Source organism: Chlorogloeopsis fritschii PCC 6912 (genome assembly GCF_000317285.1).
Lineage (GTDB): Bacteria > Cyanobacteriota > Cyanobacteriia > Cyanobacteriales > Nostocaceae > Chlorogloeopsis > Chlorogloeopsis fritschii.
Window position 1 is genome coordinate 152,359 of sequence record NZ_AJLN01000047.1, and the last position, 14,185, is coordinate 166,543.

The 14,185-nt window shown below is 38.1% G+C and carries 17 protein-coding genes; 6 read left to right on the forward strand and 11 right to left on the reverse strand.

What is annotated here, in order from left to right:
* Positions 1-20: 20 nt before the first annotated feature.
* A complete protein-coding gene (locus tag UYC_RS0105885; protein ID WP_016873722.1) occupies positions 21-599 on the reverse strand; it encodes a DUF2808 domain-containing protein in 579 nt (192 codons plus the stop codon).
* 296 nt (positions 600-895) lie between these two features.
* Here UYC_RS0105885 and UYC_RS0105890 point away from each other — a divergent pair, with 296 nt between their 5' ends.
* Entirely contained in the window at positions 896-1,384 is a 489-nt protein-coding gene (locus UYC_RS0105890; protein WP_016873723.1) for a DUF4149 domain-containing protein, read from the forward strand.
* A 44-nt stretch (positions 1,385-1,428) separates the two neighbouring features.
* On the opposite strand, the gene UYC_RS0105895 is transcribed toward UYC_RS0105890, so the two are convergent.
* The 4 genes from UYC_RS0105895 to UYC_RS0105915 all read right to left on the reverse strand — a co-directional run bounded on the left by UYC_RS0105895 (position 1,429) and on the right by UYC_RS0105915 (position 4,569).
* The gene (locus tag UYC_RS0105895; protein WP_016873724.1) at positions 1,429-1,713 is read right to left on the reverse strand and encodes a TMEM165/GDT1 family protein; all 285 of its coding nucleotides are present in this window, start codon (positions 1,711-1,713) and stop codon (positions 1,429-1,431) included.
* Between the two features lie 196 nt (positions 1,714-1,909).
* On the reverse strand, positions 1,910-2,329 hold the full coding sequence (locus tag UYC_RS0105900) for a TMEM165/GDT1 family protein (protein ID WP_016873725.1): 420 nt from the start codon (positions 2,327-2,329) through the stop codon (positions 1,910-1,912).
* 286 nt (positions 2,330-2,615) lie between these two features.
* Positions 2,616-3,764 (reverse strand): L-histidine N(alpha)-methyltransferase, encoded by a 1,149-nt coding sequence (locus UYC_RS0105910; protein WP_016873727.1) that lies wholly within the window; start codon positions 3,762-3,764, stop codon positions 2,616-2,618.
* Between the two features lie 439 nt (positions 3,765-4,203).
* The gene (locus tag UYC_RS0105915) at positions 4,204-4,569 is read right to left on the reverse strand and encodes a YkgJ family cysteine cluster protein (protein ID WP_016873728.1); all 366 of its coding nucleotides are present in this window, start codon (positions 4,567-4,569) and stop codon (positions 4,204-4,206) included.
* Positions 4,570-4,750: 181 nt separating this feature from the next.
* On the opposite strand from UYC_RS0105915, the gene psb30 reads away from it, so the two are divergent.
* Both psb30 and UYC_RS0105925 read left to right on the forward strand, forming a co-directional pair.
* Positions 4,751-4,873 (forward strand): photosystem II reaction center protein Ycf12/Psb30, encoded by a 123-nt coding sequence (gene psb30, locus UYC_RS0105920; RefSeq protein ID WP_016873729.1) that lies wholly within the window; start codon positions 4,751-4,753, stop codon positions 4,871-4,873.
* Between the two features lie 446 nt (positions 4,874-5,319).
* Positions 5,320-5,583 carry a SemiSWEET family sugar transporter gene (locus UYC_RS0105925; RefSeq protein ID WP_016873730.1) on the forward strand — a complete coding sequence of 88 codons (264 nt, stop codon included), beginning with the start codon at positions 5,320-5,322 and terminating at the stop codon, positions 5,581-5,583.
* 257 nt (positions 5,584-5,840) lie between these two features.
* Here UYC_RS0105925 and UYC_RS0105930 read toward each other — a convergent pair whose 3' ends face one another.
* Both UYC_RS0105930 and UYC_RS0105935 read right to left on the reverse strand, forming a co-directional pair.
* On the reverse strand, positions 5,841-6,260 hold the full coding sequence (locus UYC_RS0105930) for a bis(5'-nucleosyl)-tetraphosphatase (RefSeq protein WP_026087387.1): 420 nt from the start codon (positions 6,258-6,260) through the stop codon (positions 5,841-5,843).
* 24 nt (positions 6,261-6,284) lie between these two features.
* Positions 6,285-7,487, reverse strand: a complete 1,203-nt coding sequence (locus UYC_RS0105935; RefSeq protein ID WP_016873732.1) for an AAA family ATPase — start codon at positions 7,485-7,487, stop codon at positions 6,285-6,287.
* 719 nt (positions 7,488-8,206) lie between these two features.
* Between UYC_RS0105935 and minD the strand changes: the two genes are divergently transcribed.
* Positions 8,207-8,986, forward strand: coding sequence for a septum site-determining protein MinD (gene minD / locus UYC_RS0105940; protein ID WP_016873733.1), 780 nt, complete (start codon positions 8,207-8,209; stop codon positions 8,984-8,986).
* Positions 8,987-9,107: 121 nt separating this feature from the next.
* On the opposite strand, the gene UYC_RS0105945 is transcribed toward minD, so the two are convergent.
* A complete protein-coding gene (locus UYC_RS0105945; RefSeq protein WP_016873734.1) occupies positions 9,108-9,290 on the reverse strand; it encodes a hypothetical protein in 183 nt (60 codons plus the stop codon).
* Between the two features lie 618 nt (positions 9,291-9,908).
* Here UYC_RS0105945 and UYC_RS0105950 point away from each other — a divergent pair.
* A complete protein-coding gene (locus tag UYC_RS0105950) occupies positions 9,909-10,382 on the forward strand; it encodes a response regulator (RefSeq protein WP_016873735.1) in 474 nt (157 codons plus the stop codon).
* Positions 10,383-10,412: 30 nt separating this feature from the next.
* Here the strand turns inward: UYC_RS0105950 and UYC_RS0105955 are convergent, their stop codons facing one another.
* The gene (locus UYC_RS0105955) at positions 10,413-10,817 is read right to left on the reverse strand and encodes a Na-translocating system protein MpsC family protein (protein ID WP_016873736.1); all 405 of its coding nucleotides are present in this window, start codon (positions 10,815-10,817) and stop codon (positions 10,413-10,415) included.
* A gap of 489 nt (positions 10,818-11,306) precedes the next feature.
* On the opposite strand from UYC_RS0105955, the gene UYC_RS0105960 reads away from it, so the two are divergent.
* Complete coding sequence (locus UYC_RS0105960) at positions 11,307-11,573, forward strand: hypothetical protein (protein ID WP_016873737.1); 267 nt, start codon at positions 11,307-11,309, stop codon at positions 11,571-11,573.
* Positions 11,574-11,577: 4 nt separating this feature from the next.
* On the opposite strand, the gene UYC_RS0105965 is transcribed toward UYC_RS0105960, so the two are convergent.
* Both UYC_RS0105965 and UYC_RS0105970 read right to left on the reverse strand, forming a co-directional pair.
* A complete protein-coding gene (locus tag UYC_RS0105965) occupies positions 11,578-12,699 on the reverse strand; it encodes an ATP-binding response regulator (RefSeq protein WP_016873738.1) in 1,122 nt (373 codons plus the stop codon).
* A gap of 60 nt (positions 12,700-12,759) precedes the next feature.
* Positions 12,760-14,103 (reverse strand): ATP-binding response regulator, encoded by a 1,344-nt coding sequence (locus UYC_RS0105970; protein ID WP_016873739.1) that lies wholly within the window; start codon positions 14,101-14,103, stop codon positions 12,760-12,762.
* Between the last annotated feature and the right edge of the window lie 82 nt (positions 14,104-14,185).

The window sequence follows — 14,185 nt, forward strand, 5'->3', positions numbered from 1 at the left end:
AACCTGGCGATCACTTCTAATTACCACCAAGGATGCCATCTCAACGAGTCGATGCTGGGGCTGTAAAATTGTAATCTTCCAAAACCAAGAAATTGACCGTAAGATTTTTCGCCTGCTGGGTAGGCAGTGACTCCAAATAAGTAAACACCGCCAACCATAGGATTTTGCACGGGTTTGAGAGCAATGGTGATGTTTTTACCTGGCGAAACAGGCGGCTCAAATGTCAGTGATAAGGTGCGGGATTTGCGATCGCTTGTCACATCTTTTAGTTTCAGCTTTTGCCCTCTTTTACGACGTGTTCCTTCAAAGGCATAAGTATCTTCTCGATCAAAGCGAATATAGTCAACTCCTTCACGTTGATTAATCGTTATTTTTTGTAGCGGTTCTCCGGCATTCTCAGGCAAGCTGATCGTAAAATAGTATGTTGCACCCCATACATAGGTATCTTGGTATGTAGTTGCTGCTTCTACAAGGCGTGGAGGCTGGGCGAAGTATACTGTGCCATTTTGCAATTGAATTGCCTGGCTTTTTAAGGTAACGTAACCTTCAAATGCGATCGCCCAAGCTAGTGCTGTACTAAATAAGACTCCAAAGCGCATGGCTTTATACCTTTTAGAGCTAAGGCAGACTCAAAGCCCGCTCTACTTTATGCTTATGATTTAATTGTAGTTATTTGCTCGTGTAAAAGTTACTTATCTTTATTGCTATTACTTATATCTTTGCAAAGATTTTTAATGCACAGATGGAAACGTAAGTCGCAGCGTGTATAATTGTCAAGCTGTATTTAGTTTATACATTGCCAGCTAGCAATGTATAAAGATAATTGAAATTTGTTGTCAAAACGATTTGTGAAGTAAGAAACTAAGAATATAACCCCAGCAATTATTCATTACTTATGAATACTGTTTCTAGCTTCGGATTCAAGCGCCCGGTATGGCAATCTATTGTCATGTTAACTTTGGGCTTCTGGCTGAGTGCTAGCCTTCTGTTAGATTGGATAATTATGCCTAGTCTTTATGTTTCTGGCATGATGACACAAGCAAGTTTTGCGACGGCAGGCTATGTAATTTTTTGGAATTTTAATCGTATTGAATTACTGGCTGCTGGTTTAGTATTAACTGGCGTGTTGGCTCTCAGCAAAGACACAACTAACTGGCGTATTGGTAGCCTGATTTTATCAGTACTACTGCTGTTGATATCACTAGCTGATACATATTTGTTAACTCCGCAAATGTCTGCCATCGGGCTGCAATTAAACTTATTTCAGGCAGCAGGAGAAATCCCAACAAATATGAACATTTTGCACGGCGGTTACTGGCTATTAGAAATAGTCAAACTGGTGGCAGGTGGAACGCTTTTGGCTTGGTGCTGGCAAAAGCAATAGAGAAGAATTTTTAGAGACGTGCGAGAGTGCGTCTCTACGACTAATCATTCAGATGCTTCATGATTAAAAAACAGCAGACGCAAAGCAAGGATAGCAAATCCCACAGCAGCGATCGCTTTCAATAATCGTGTAGGTAATAATTCTGCTACAACTCCTCCAGAAACAGCTCCCAAAAAACTTGTCAAAAGTAATGCAGCAGCTGTACCAAAGAACACGGCTCGCGGAGATTGACAACGCCCTGAAAGCGCGATCGCAGCTAACTGACTTTTGTCGCCTAACTCTGATAAAAAAACTGTGATAAAGCTCAATCCTACAAGGTGCCAGTCCATAATATTTTGCTCTAGTTAGTGGTTAATAGTTAGTAGTTAGTAGGGGAGGCAGCGCGCCCTTGCAGGTTAAGAGCGTCGAGGGCGACTGCCGTGCGAGTTTATTGAGATATTTCGTTATCCTATAAAGATGATTGTTAAAACCCAGCCATATAGCAGTTAGTAGTTTTTTCTACTATCCACTAACTACTAACCAATATCATTGCACTACATCCCAAAACAGCATGAGGGAAATTAGCAGTAACATCACCCCCGCAGCTTTATTAACAGTTTTGGGAGACAGGCGGCTAGCAATCCAACTACCTAAAAGCACTCCCAGTAGACTAGTAGTAATTAATGCAGCAGCAGAACCTATAAATACTAGCCAAGGTGAATGGGATTCTGCACTCATCAATAGAGTAGATAGCTGAGTTTTATCACCAATTTCTGCTAGAAAAATAGTTAAGAAGGTAGTAGTAAAAATAGCTACACCGGATTGCTTTTGAGAATCGACATTTGCGGGTGATGGTGAGTCGATTGCAGCAATAGCTATATTGCCTTCACAAATGCTTTCGAGTTCTAGCTGAGTTTGAGGCTGAGATCCACTGGCTACGCTCACAGGTACAGAATCAAGTTTCACAGGCAATAGTTTGATCTAGAGGTTGCTTTCATATTCTTTTCATTTTCTCAGATTGTTGTTACAAATTGCAACCCCGGAATGATTAATTCTTGTTTGTTGTGTCTGTAACAAGCTCAGGTGCTGCCACCAGGAGTTTCTCCATAGCTTGAGCAACCCAATAAATCCTAATCAAACTCGCGCCCTTGAGAATGAGTGGGAATATCTATTATTTTCCAGCAGGTACAGTTGAGGCGCACTCACACCAAGTTCGCCAACAACTGCCAGGAGCAGAAATCTTCGAGGCTAGTTAATAATTACTAGCCATTTGGCAAATTACCATAGCATGTGATAAGTATTTGTTAGTACTATAGTGAACAAGTTCTAGCCCGGCTTTTGCTATTTCTTGCATTAGTTCAGGCATTTCATACTTATGATGTCTCCAAATCGTTATTTCCTCACCTGCGGAGATTTCAATATCTTTATTGATTGTCCCAAAATTAAAATTTATAGTATAATCACTCAAGATTTTCATATTAGCAACTATACTATCTGTTTCTGAATCATATTTTCTCAAAAGTTGACAATCTTCAGATTTAATCCCTGTTTTGTTTTTAATCCATTTATACACTTGTTCTGCATGATATTTGCAGCCACCTCTAGCCCTGCCATCCCATTGAGCATTAGAACCAATTTCGTTAGTGAAAACTAAAAAATCGTTCCTTTCCATGCTATTTCTAAAATTTGTCAGTACTTTAATTCTATTGTGATGGTTTCCCATAGTCACACCCAAGTGCAAAATTATTTTTGCTGGAGATTCACTTTTCACTTGAGTCTGATTTTCTAACAAACTTGGGTGTATACAATTATTTTCTATATCGAGTAAAGCGCTAGCAAATTTAAGCTTGGGAAACCACTTCCTAAAATTAGCATTGGAGATATTAAGTAGCTCTTCGCTTATATCTAAGGCAATGTATTTGTTGATTAAACCAATTTGATTAAGTTGAGAGATAAATTGTTTAACAGGATATAAATTCCCTGCACCTACATCAACAATATCAATTTTTTGGCAATTTTTAAACTTGTCGACAATGAATGTAAAATTCTGATTTAAAAGGTCAATTTCTACATTTGATGTTCGATACCATTTAGGAATGGCATATTTGAGATAAAAATCATTCCAAATTTTTGCACCTCTACCTTTATAAGAATACTTGAGTGGTATTTCTCGTCTAGTTTCTAATGCATGAATTATCTCTAAAACTTCTTCTTTGGAAAAAACAGAGTAAAACTCAGAAATTGGCTTTGCTATACGATTATTCAAAGTAGGGATATCCAAGTAAAGGTGTGAATTGCTATTATATCTAGCCATTGTTCTTTTTCTTTGGCTTTTATAAAGATGAAAAATGAATTGCTCACAAACTTTACCAAAACCAAAGAAGTATTGTCCCATATTCATGCTTCAAAACAAGCACCAACTATCATCACATCTGGAAAATATGTCAAGAGTGAGTTTCTACTTACTGGGTAACTTCGATAAAATATAGATTGCCAAAACCTTCTCTATTCTTATGACTGTAAAACTCCAAACCGAAAAAGGCTTTATTACAGAAAGCACTAGTATAAAGAGAAATCAAGAAACAGAAAACGAAAAAGTTCTGTGTTCTCATTGTCAGCGCACTGCTACAAATGGTATTAAATGTAGAGGTATGTGTGTGGCTGACAGTGACTATTGAAGAAATAGCAGGCTTGTAGAGCTAAAATACTTCCGGTTTTGAATAGTTTGCCATTGCTTTGCCTTGTCCAAAGATAAGCCGATACCTGTGGTAAGTAAATGCAGCTTTTTAGACAGGCTGTGCCTAAATTATTGTAGATTTAATGGTAACTCTGTGTCTATGTCAACCCTCTTTGTATATATAACCAACGGCTTGATTGAAGCGCAGCATTTCTAGACTGCGATCGCCATAAACGCCTTCGATCTGCTCTTGGCAGCACTCAATGGCAAAATCATTTAATTCTTCCGGGCAAATACCGTACATATCTTCAAACACCTCCGCTTCTACACGGCAGAAACGCGGACGATAGGGGTAGATACGACACTCGCGCGTAGTGCGATCAAAATTTACACACCACCCTCCTTCACCTACCATGCTTAGATAGAGTTCCATTTCTTCTGGTGATAGGTACTCATCTAAGTCTGGGCGGTATGCTGGATCGAGATGACAGCAAGCTCCACATTGCTTTACACATTGCCAAGTAGCCATTGTTTAAACCTTGATTGTTATTTGTTGGTGATGAGGTAGTATGCAGTCCCTATTTTAGTTTTGTATATTGTTTGTTATCATTTTGTTAAGTAAATTAAATTTGATAGGCGATCGCCGGATATGATAAATTCCGGGTTTGACAATTGAGTAATAGATAGTTTTGAGCCAACTGGGAGGGAAAATGTTTGAAGCTTTAACAAGCATTAATTGGGAAGTTATTTTCCAGCTGCTGTTTGTAGCATTGATTATGTTAGCTGGCCCTGCGGTGATTTTTGTACTAGCTTTTCGCGGCGGCGACCTTTAAGATCAAATTTAGCTTTTTATTTGTCGTAAATATAGCCCGCTGATGTGGGCTATATTGTTTTTAATTTTTCTGATAAGACATTAAGTATAGTAACACTACCATTACTGCACTAACTTCTTTTAGTGGACTGACACGACTAATTTAGTGCATTATATTTTGTGGGTTGGGTCGAGCTTACGAAACCCAACATCCCGATTCATGCTGGGTGGAGCGCAGGGCAGCCCAACCTACACCTAATACACCGTTTTAGTCTTGACACGCCACTAGTTGAGATTCTCATCAAAGAGCACTAGTAAATACTAGCGTCAAATTATAGCTACTTGAATCACGCAGCGCGATCGCCATGCCCGTACAAAGGCAGATGCTTGCTCAGTAGGAGCATTAAATCTGAGTAAAGATGGTGACAATATTTATATTTAATTACTGACATATAGCTTACTTCCGACATGAAAGAAATAGTCACCTTTTTCTTTGGCTTAGGCTTTGTCATTAACGCTAGTTTATTTGTGCCACAAGCCTTGAGAATATTAAAAACTAAAAGTGCCAAAAATGTTTCTTTAATTACTTTTTCTGGCTTTAATCTAATTCAGTTTGATGGTGTTCTCTATGGTTATTACCAAAATGACTGGATTTTAATGTATGGAAATTTAATTAGCTTTATTACCTGTGGAACTGTAACATTATTGGCAATATACTATAGAAATAGATAATCTTACTCATATTTAATCTGGCAAAGATTCTCTTGTGCATATCTTTCAATATCGAAAGTAGAATCATTACTTTCTAATATTACCTTCTTGGGATATATTGCTACTAGTTCCTAGCTAACATGATAGGAAATCGCATTATGAGGAAGGCTAAGTGCTTCTAAAATAAGTTGTTGTATTTTCACGACGATTGAATAATGTGAATCTCAGTAATTAGTGATTAACTACAAAATTTTAGGAATAAATTCCAGAAATATTTGCTACCCAGAAAGATAGTTTTCTAATTCTGTTAAAAGTGGATCGATGGTTTTTTTTTGAATTACGTGTGGTGGATTCCAAGCCATCCATGTATAGCCACTGTGTTCGCTAGTTTTTACAATTACTTCGTTTTTCAGCCAAGCCAAAAATATCACAACTGTTTTTTCTTTTTTCTTACCTTTCAATCGCTTGTGACGAATTCTATAAGTGACAGCAAACCGAAACTTCTCATCTAACTCAATGTCATTAGCTGTAATTCCTGATTCTTCAAACAATTCACGTAAAGCACAACTAATTTCATTCTCACCTGGTTCAATATTACCTTTTGGTAAATCGTAAGAGTTAGGTTTCAACAGAAGCAAAAAACTCATCTGTGGCTGCGATCGCATGACAATTACACCACAGGATTTTTTCTTTTGCATTTCCAAAGTCTGTGGTTTTACTACTTAAACAAATCGATGGGTAAACTCATATATTAAATCAACTCTACCCTTACGTAACATGGCTGGATCTAATCTTTCAGTTGTGTTGCAAGTCATTAATATAACTAACCGCTGCCGCATTTGAATACCAGAGTCATCAATTACGCTCTGATACAAGGTACCATCCAATAAACTTAAAATATGCTCGGTTTTATTACTATATTGAGCAACCTCGCTAGCACGATTTTGAGCTAAATTATCGGCCTCATTAATAATAATACAAATTCGCTCTAAATATGTGGGTGGTACAAAATTAGCGATCGCGTCATGATCCAAAATAAAAATTACATATCCAAGCGGTACAAGAATTTCTTTGGCAACGGCTTGTGTCCATGCAGTTTTACCTGTTCCTGGTTCGCCATGTACTAACACTGCTAATTGATTTTGATTGAGAATTGCCTGCTGTACTGCATCACTAAAGCTTTGAATATCTTCAGGAAAACTCCGAATGGGAAATTGGTTGTGAATCTTACCCACACGGCTTTGATATCCACTCAGCATCACTGCTAAATCGTAAGTTGCTTTGTTAATTAATGGTGATAAATCTTTTGCCATTAAAGTATATTGCCGTCGCCCTCGCTCGTAGGAATCAATTTGCAGCCAAACGTCCTCTTGAGACCAATAACTATAAACTGTATTTATCACATCCAAGCGTTCCCAACTGATAAATTTTTCAACAGGAAAATACAAGTCTCTTTCTAAGTAATATTGAGTGATAATATCAGGACGCCCTAACAAATGTAAAACCCGCATTACAGTTATTTCTTGGAGGCGATTGAGAACGTAATCAATTGGAATACTGTTGCGACTTACAAATTGAACGATAGGAGTTTCTGTACTCAAAATATCTTTATAACGATAATCTGGCGCTAGTGGATCTGGCGTAATATAATTCCAGAATTTCTCAAACTCGTAACGTGTATTATCTGAAGCAATATTCAAAAAATTTGCCCACCAGGCATAATGATTGCGCCCTAAAGTTTCTGCAATATTACTGACTAAATTTAATGTTTTTTGAGTTAACTCCTGCGTGTCTTTAAACACCAGTTGTCCTAAAAACTCCCAATTGAACTCCCGATGGAAAGGACGCCAGCCACTAGCGAGTAAGCTTTGACGGTTATTATTTATAGGAGAGCTTTCATTGTTTCTAAAATATTCAAATTCCATATTTTTATTAATTTAGCGGTGATGAATTTGTGTTTTATAGTAAGGTTTACCCGCTTTTGGTAAAGTTTGTATGTAATATAATCTACTTAAGTGCAAGCCGCCAGAGGAATGCATCTATCACTTGCAAGAAACTTTAGTAGTGAGTACTAGACATTTCTCGATCGCTACAGCCACTTCTAAGTTAACATCCCAGATTCTTAGTGCCTTTGTTGGTACTCTACTCTGTAGAAAGTCGCCCCACTAGTTACTCTCAGAGATCTACAAGCCTATCGCGTTATCTGTAGATTCTAAATTTTCGCGTTCTAAAGTGGTTTAGTTTAGTTGATTTTACCTAAGGCACTTTTATAATACATTATAATACAAGAAATACACGTGTCAACTCTTGGTAACTTTTCGACTAACTCCGATGCATATCTCATCACCTTTAAATTAAAGAAATGATAAAGTTTTCATGAATACTAATTAACTGATGCAAGTTAACTTCTTAGCGCGAAGAGAAAAGTAAGAAGCGATCGCACTGTTCTTGAATCAAACATTACTCAGTATGCCTTCAATTCTTGATTAATAGCAATTTTGAAAATACTGTATCTAAGTTAGCAAAAGTGAGGTAAGCAGAAAATGTTAAAATTAATTAGCTTTGTGATGGTTAGTACTTAAGTTCCTGGTAGAGATAATATTTAGGGGTACTAGCCCTTGTCCCAATAGAGTAAATTTCTATCATGACTCGCATTATTGTCATTACATCGGGCAAAGGCGGTGTGGGTAAAACCACAGTGACAGCTAATTTGGGTGTAGCTCTAGCTAAAATGGGCTATCAAGTAGCATTAGTTGATGCCGATTTTGAATTGAGAAATTTAGATTTGCTGCTAGGACTGGAAAAACGTATAGTTTACACATTGTTCGATGTTTTAGCTGGAGAATGCCGTTTAGAGCAAGCTTTGGTGAAAGATAAACGGCAGCCGGGTTTGGTACTCCTGCCGGTAGCACATAAACGCGCCACAGAATCAGTTGATCCAGAGCAGCTAAAGTCACTGTTAAACAACTTGGCACAGAAGTATCAATTTGTGCTCCTGGATAGCCCAGCAGGTATTGACATTGGATTTAACAATGCGATCGCTGCTGCCACCGAAGCGATAGTTATTACTACACCAGAAATTTCCTCAGTGCGTGATGCAGCTCGTGTGATCAGATTGCTGGAAGACAAAAAAGACATCAAATCAATTCAATTAATCGTTAACCGTATTAGACCTGGAATGGTACGGGATTTCAATATGATGTCGGTAGAAGATGTTCAAGAACTTTTGGCAATTCCGCTATTGGGATCGATTCCTGACGATGAGCGCGTAATAGTTTCTACCAATCGCGGCGAACCTTTAGTATTCACGGGAGGCAAATCAGGGGCTGCTATAGCTTTTGAAAAAATTGCTCGCAATCTACAACAAAAAGCAGAAGTACAAAGTCAGGATATGACTTTAACCTTGGGGAATTTTTTCGCGTAGCAAGCCATCTAGCTTTTTGACTTGTCAGTTGGAGATTTTTGGTACTTGTTGTGCAAGTGTTTTTGCTGCACGCAGACTTGGTGAGCAAGTTTCTTTCTTGCCTATCAAGGTATGTGCACATTTATAAATTTAGGCGAATGCGATCGCTTGCTTGTTGTTCTGCTTCATGAGTGAAATACCAGAGTGCCACTGTCAAGTGTGCAGCATGGTTCCATTTAGCTCGCGACAAACTACAATTATTGAATGCAGCTATCAAATCTTCAATTTCATTAATTGTCTGAACTTGACTAAGTTCATCATTCATTTAATTTTGAATTGCTAATTTCCATAACCTTTTTACCATCAGTTCTAGCAATCCTATTTTATTTGTAAAAATTTCCAGACATAGATCCCCTGCTTCTTAATTATAAGTCGGGGGTCTTATTTTTCACCAATGATTTGGACTGATATATTAGCAGGCTTCACCAATTCTTACGTCTCAAACAGAACTACTATCAAGTGAAATTGCCTAATCTTAACTCATATTTTGCGTTTTTGCGATCGCCTTGCACAAACACAAAATTATGAGTATTTATACTTACTTAGCTTGAGTTTTGATCAATCAAAAAAGTAACTATATTTCTTGACATTGTTTAATTTTACTTATTTCGGAGGATTGCAAGTAAATAACATCAAAGATTATGTATTAAAAATTTATTAAGTATATCAAGTACTTATGATTTATTTGCTAAATTTTTGGTTTATTTTGCCTATAATCAAAGGGAGTAGCTCTACTCTTTCAGCTTGAGATATGCTTTCCTCCAGGCTTATTGGGTGAGCAAAGATTGTCAACTTGATAGAGTTGATACGCGAGCCAGTCTTGAATGAGCGCTATATCTACCGCTCTGGGAATGCCTTGTCTGTTCTTTCAAGAGAGACGAAAATGCGAATGAAATTTTCTGAAGGAATGAAATTGGCAGGCGCAGTTATGGGTGATGAAAACAAGCGAAACTCACAGCCGCCCCTAGTTTTAGTGGTGGAAGATAATGATGACAATTTGCTGCTGATGAGTTACGCACTTGAATCACTGGGCTGTAAGCTCATTTGCCAAACAGACAGTTCAACGACTGTACTTGTAGCAAAAGAGTATCAACCAGATCTGATCCTGTTAGACATTTTATTGCCTAGTCTAAATGGAATAGATGTTTTGCATTATCTTAGGCAAGAGCCTCTAACTTGCAATATTGCTGTTGTTGCTGTCACGGCTTTAGCAGGCACAGAAGACAGAGAACGCATATTAAAAGCAGGCTTTGACGACTATATCAGCAAACCTTATATGATTGAGGATTTAGAGGCTATTCTTTTTCGCTACTTAGGTGAGAAACTCAAGCAGTACTCAGCTTATGATTTGTGTTAGACAGTGCTACGATTGAATGTAACTGAATTGCTACGATGCTTTTCTTCTCGCCTTAGTAACAGCAGCAGAACTACGATAACTAGGTGTTTCTGCTAGAATTGCAATCATCCCAGTACGACCAGTTTCTAAGGTAGCATCACTAAGGATTTCGACAACAGCTATATTCAAAGTCTCTTCAATCAACTCTTTAAGCTGGGGTTGAATAGCCGTATCTAAATCCGATCTAACTTTTTCGGCTAGCTCTTGCCGTCCTGTTTGAGCTAGTAATTGTTCTGGTGGGGTGATAGAGTCTTCAATGAGAATGATTAAATTTTGCTCTGCGAGTTGGCAACTAACTTTACTTGGCTGATGTCCAAGTTGTTCGCGATATAAAGCCTGTATCCGCTGTGCTAATGTTCTTTCTATTTGTCCACGGGTTGGTAGTGATGTTGTCATATGTTCTTTCCCGAAGAAAAAGTTAGACAACTAGCAACAAGCCAATCAGTTATTTTTTTGAGTTGTTGCTAGGAGTGTGAAATTAAAATTTTTTGGTCGATAAAAAAATTGTCTTTCACTGTTTTTGATAGTAATGGCAAGTTTTTTTCCAGTCACCACCCTAATGTCGTATTTAAAAGTATAGTGGATACACTTTTGGATGAATTGACATGGTTGATAGGCTTGTATATTCTACCTTAGGTTTTAGGTAAAAATTCAGTAAAACCACATATATTGCATCCAAATAACTTAAATTCCATTATTAATATTATTATGAGTATAAGATAAAATTCGTGAAATAGTATCTAGAAACTTTGTTTAAGTTGATCTGACAATAATAATTTCTTGTACAACTTTGTATAAATTGAAATGATTAAAAAAAACTGAAATTAATCACATAGCTAGTAGCGATATGATATTTTCCGTATTTGTTAATAAAACTTTTTAAGCATGAGACTCGTAATTATTAAATCAACCTTCATCAAGATTAGCACTCAACAGGCAAGTACTCTTTCCGATCCCGAAAAGCGTAGGTATTTTGGAGGAGAGATTAGAATTAAAAGACTAGAAGATGCTCCAGACAATCATTTTAAGTTTATTTTAGATCAAGACGTCAACGACAAAACAGCTAATATGTCATCTCCTACTCAATACTTAGTGGCAAAGAGTGGCAGTACTCTTTATGCTTATGCACCAGATGTGCGGGTTGAGAGATAAGCGGTTACTTTTTAGGTAAGTATACTGTAAAAATACTGCCTTTACCTAGTTCAGAAACTACATTAATTTTTCCTCCGTGAGATTCTAAAATGCGCTGCGAGAGATGCAATCCCAAGCCACTGCCAGCACGTTTGTTTTTACCTTGGCGAAATCGCTCAAATAATGTTGCTAAATCTTCTTGAGCAATTCCGTATCCTGTGTCTTTCACTTCTACTGTCACCCATGTTTGATTGGTGGAAGGTAGGGATGTTTCAAAGATGCGCAGTTCGATACCGCCTGTATCTGTAAATTTGATCGCATTCCCAACCAAATTACTAATCACCCTACGCAATTCCATGCAGTCACCCCTGACTGTGGCAGCATTATCATCTTGCTGGTTTAATCTGCTGGCATCTACTTTGAGCATTAAATCCTTTTCATCTGCAAGCGGTTTGAGTTCTTGAACTACTTCTTCAGCAATCTCCCGCAGATTGCAGCTATCAAATTGCAAGTTCTTTTTCCCAGCTTCAAAACGATGCACTTCCAGTAGGGTGTTTACCATATCCAACAAGTTGTGGTTGCTGCGAATCATCGCCGCGATCGCCTGTTTCATTTCTGGCGAAATTTTGCAAAAAGTTTCTTGCTGAAACAAATTCAGCATTCTGTCAGCAGCAACCAAAGGAGTGCGTAAATCGTGGGTGAGACGAGAAACAAAGTCTTCTTGCTGCCTAAATAACTTTTTTTGTTCGTCAAGACTCTGCTTGAGGCGTAGTAGCGATCGCACTCTTGCTAGTAACTCATCTTGATCGAATGGTTTGCGGATAAAATCATCTGCTCCTGCATCCAATCCTTCAACCACGCTAACATCATGAAACGCTGTTAACAAGAGGATGGGAATATAAGGCATGGTTGGGTGATTGCGGATGCGACGGGTGACTTCATAACCATCTAACCCCGGCATCATCACATCTAGTAGAATCAAGTCGGGTGGAGATTGCTCAATTTTTGCTAAGGCAGCCATACCATCTGCTACTAAGTCAATGCTGTACCCCTCAATTTCTAAAATAGTCTGTAGCAGGATCAGATTGTCAGGAGTATCATCAACAGCAAGAATACGTTCTACTTTAGAATTGGTAGCTGATAACATTTTTAATATCAAGTTGTTTGAAAACAAATTTTAGTCTTACCTTTGGCTCATAGACAAACCTTATTTATCCCCCCTTTCTCTTGGCAGTCTCTGTTGAGCAAAGCGGAGATCTTGTTGTCTGAGTGTGGCTCCCTTCGAGGATAAAGCAGTAATTTTAGACATTTTATCTGAATTTTTGCCGTCTGAACTTTGCTGCTTTGCAGGTGATATTTGACGCGGCAGTTCGATTCTAAACACCGAACCTTTACCCAATTGACTTTCAACGCTGATTTTACCACCCATCATTTGTACCAGGGCATCTACCACCGGCAAACCAAGACCAGTGCCAGGATATTTACGAGTAATATTCTGGTCAATTTGTCGAAAGGCTTCAAATATATATTTTATATCTGAAGAAGCAATACCAATACCTGTGTCCCAAACTGCTATTTCGACATAATTATTGGGTAGTTCCTTGACATCTACACCGATGCTACCTGACTCTGTAAACTTGATCGCGTTAGAGAGCAGATTAATTAAAATCTGTCGCACACGCAAAGGATCGTTAAAAACTACAGCATTTTGTAAATCGCTTTGCACCTGCACAGAAAGTTTTTTTGCCTCTGCGAGGGAAATCATTTCGGCTGTAGTAGCTTTAACGACTTGAGATAAATCAAATATCTCTGGATTGAGGTTTAATTTGCCTGCTTCTAACTTGGAAAAGTCAAGAACTTCGTTTAAAAGCATTAACAGGTGTTTGCCGTTGTTAAAAATGCGCTCTACCATATTTCTTTGCTGCTGTGTGAGGCTACCACATTGAGGACGCAGCAATAACTGAGAAAAGCCGATAATCGCATTCATCGGTGTTCGCAGTTCATGAGACATAGTTGCCAAAAACTGAGTTTTAAGTTGGGATGCTTCCATTAGCTTCTGATTTTGCAACTCAATCTGCTGTCTTTGTGCTTCCAGTTCTTGGTTTTGTTGAGTTAGTAATTCATTGCTTTCTCGCAGTTGCTGATTTACAAAAGCTACCTGCATTTCTGCTCGATAAACTCGAATTGCATTCCGCAAAATCTGTGCTAGTATTTCTGAGGATACTCTAGACTTAGAAAGATAATCTGTTGCACCTGCCTTCATCAGTTCTACGGCTATTTGTTCATCTCCTTGACCTGTGAGAACTACTAGAGGAACTTTGATGCCGCGAAAACGTATTTCATGAATTAAGCTCAACCCATCTTGGTCTGGTAGGCGATAATCTAAGAAAACGCAGTCAAAAGCAGTTTGACTCAGAGCAGTGATCGCATCACGACAGTCAGCTGCCTCAACTATTTCCACATTCATACCTGCTGCCTTGAGGGCACGGCGAACTGTCATGCGATCAACTTGGTCATCGTCTACAACTAATATGTTTAGCGTCTCTTCCATCACCTTTATCTATTGGTACTAATATATAGGTTCTTGTATAGCATTCAAACTTGTTAACCATTAGAAACATTTATTTTATATT

Bases quoted from the DNA above. Each gene is read 5' to 3' on its own strand.
- UYC_RS0105885 (WP_016873722.1), bottom strand. From the start codon at position 599: ATGCGCTTTGGAGTCTTATTTAGTACAGCACTAGCTTGGGCGATCGCA.
- UYC_RS0105890 (WP_016873723.1), top strand. From the start codon at position 896: ATGAATACTGTTTCTAGCTTCGGATTCAAGCGCCCGGTATGGCAATCT.
- UYC_RS0105895 (WP_016873724.1), bottom strand. From the start codon at position 1,713: ATGGACTGGCACCTTGTAGGATTGAGCTTTATCACAGTTTTTTTATCA.
- UYC_RS0105910 (WP_016873727.1), bottom strand. From the start codon at position 3,764: ATGAATATGGGACAATACTTCTTTGGTTTTGGTAAAGTTTGTGAGCAA.
- UYC_RS0105915 (WP_016873728.1), bottom strand. From the start codon at position 4,569: ATGGCTACTTGGCAATGTGTAAAGCAATGTGGAGCTTGCTGTCATCTC.
- psb30 (WP_016873729.1), top strand. From the start codon at position 4,751: ATGTTTGAAGCTTTAACAAGCATTAATTGGGAAGTTATTTTCCAGCTG.
- UYC_RS0105925 (WP_016873730.1), top strand. From the start codon at position 5,320: ATGAAAGAAATAGTCACCTTTTTCTTTGGCTTAGGCTTTGTCATTAAC.
- UYC_RS0105930 (WP_026087387.1), bottom strand. From the start codon at position 6,260: ATGCAAAAGAAAAAATCCTGTGGTGTAATTGTCATGCGATCGCAGCCA.
- UYC_RS0105935 (WP_016873732.1), bottom strand. From the start codon at position 7,487: ATGGAATTTGAATATTTTAGAAACAATGAAAGCTCTCCTATAAATAAT.
- minD (WP_016873733.1), top strand. From the start codon at position 8,207: ATGACTCGCATTATTGTCATTACATCGGGCAAAGGCGGTGTGGGTAAA.
- UYC_RS0105945 (WP_016873734.1), bottom strand. From the start codon at position 9,290: ATGAATGATGAACTTAGTCAAGTTCAGACAATTAATGAAATTGAAGAT.
- UYC_RS0105950 (WP_016873735.1), top strand. From the start codon at position 9,909: ATGCGAATGAAATTTTCTGAAGGAATGAAATTGGCAGGCGCAGTTATG.
- UYC_RS0105955 (WP_016873736.1), bottom strand. From the start codon at position 10,817: ATGACAACATCACTACCAACCCGTGGACAAATAGAAAGAACATTAGCA.
- UYC_RS0105960 (WP_016873737.1), top strand. From the start codon at position 11,307: ATGAGACTCGTAATTATTAAATCAACCTTCATCAAGATTAGCACTCAA.
- UYC_RS0105965 (WP_016873738.1), bottom strand. From the start codon at position 12,699: ATGTTATCAGCTACCAATTCTAAAGTAGAACGTATTCTTGCTGTTGAT.
- UYC_RS0105970 (WP_016873739.1), bottom strand. From the start codon at position 14,103: ATGGAAGAGACGCTAAACATATTAGTTGTAGACGATGACCAAGTTGAT.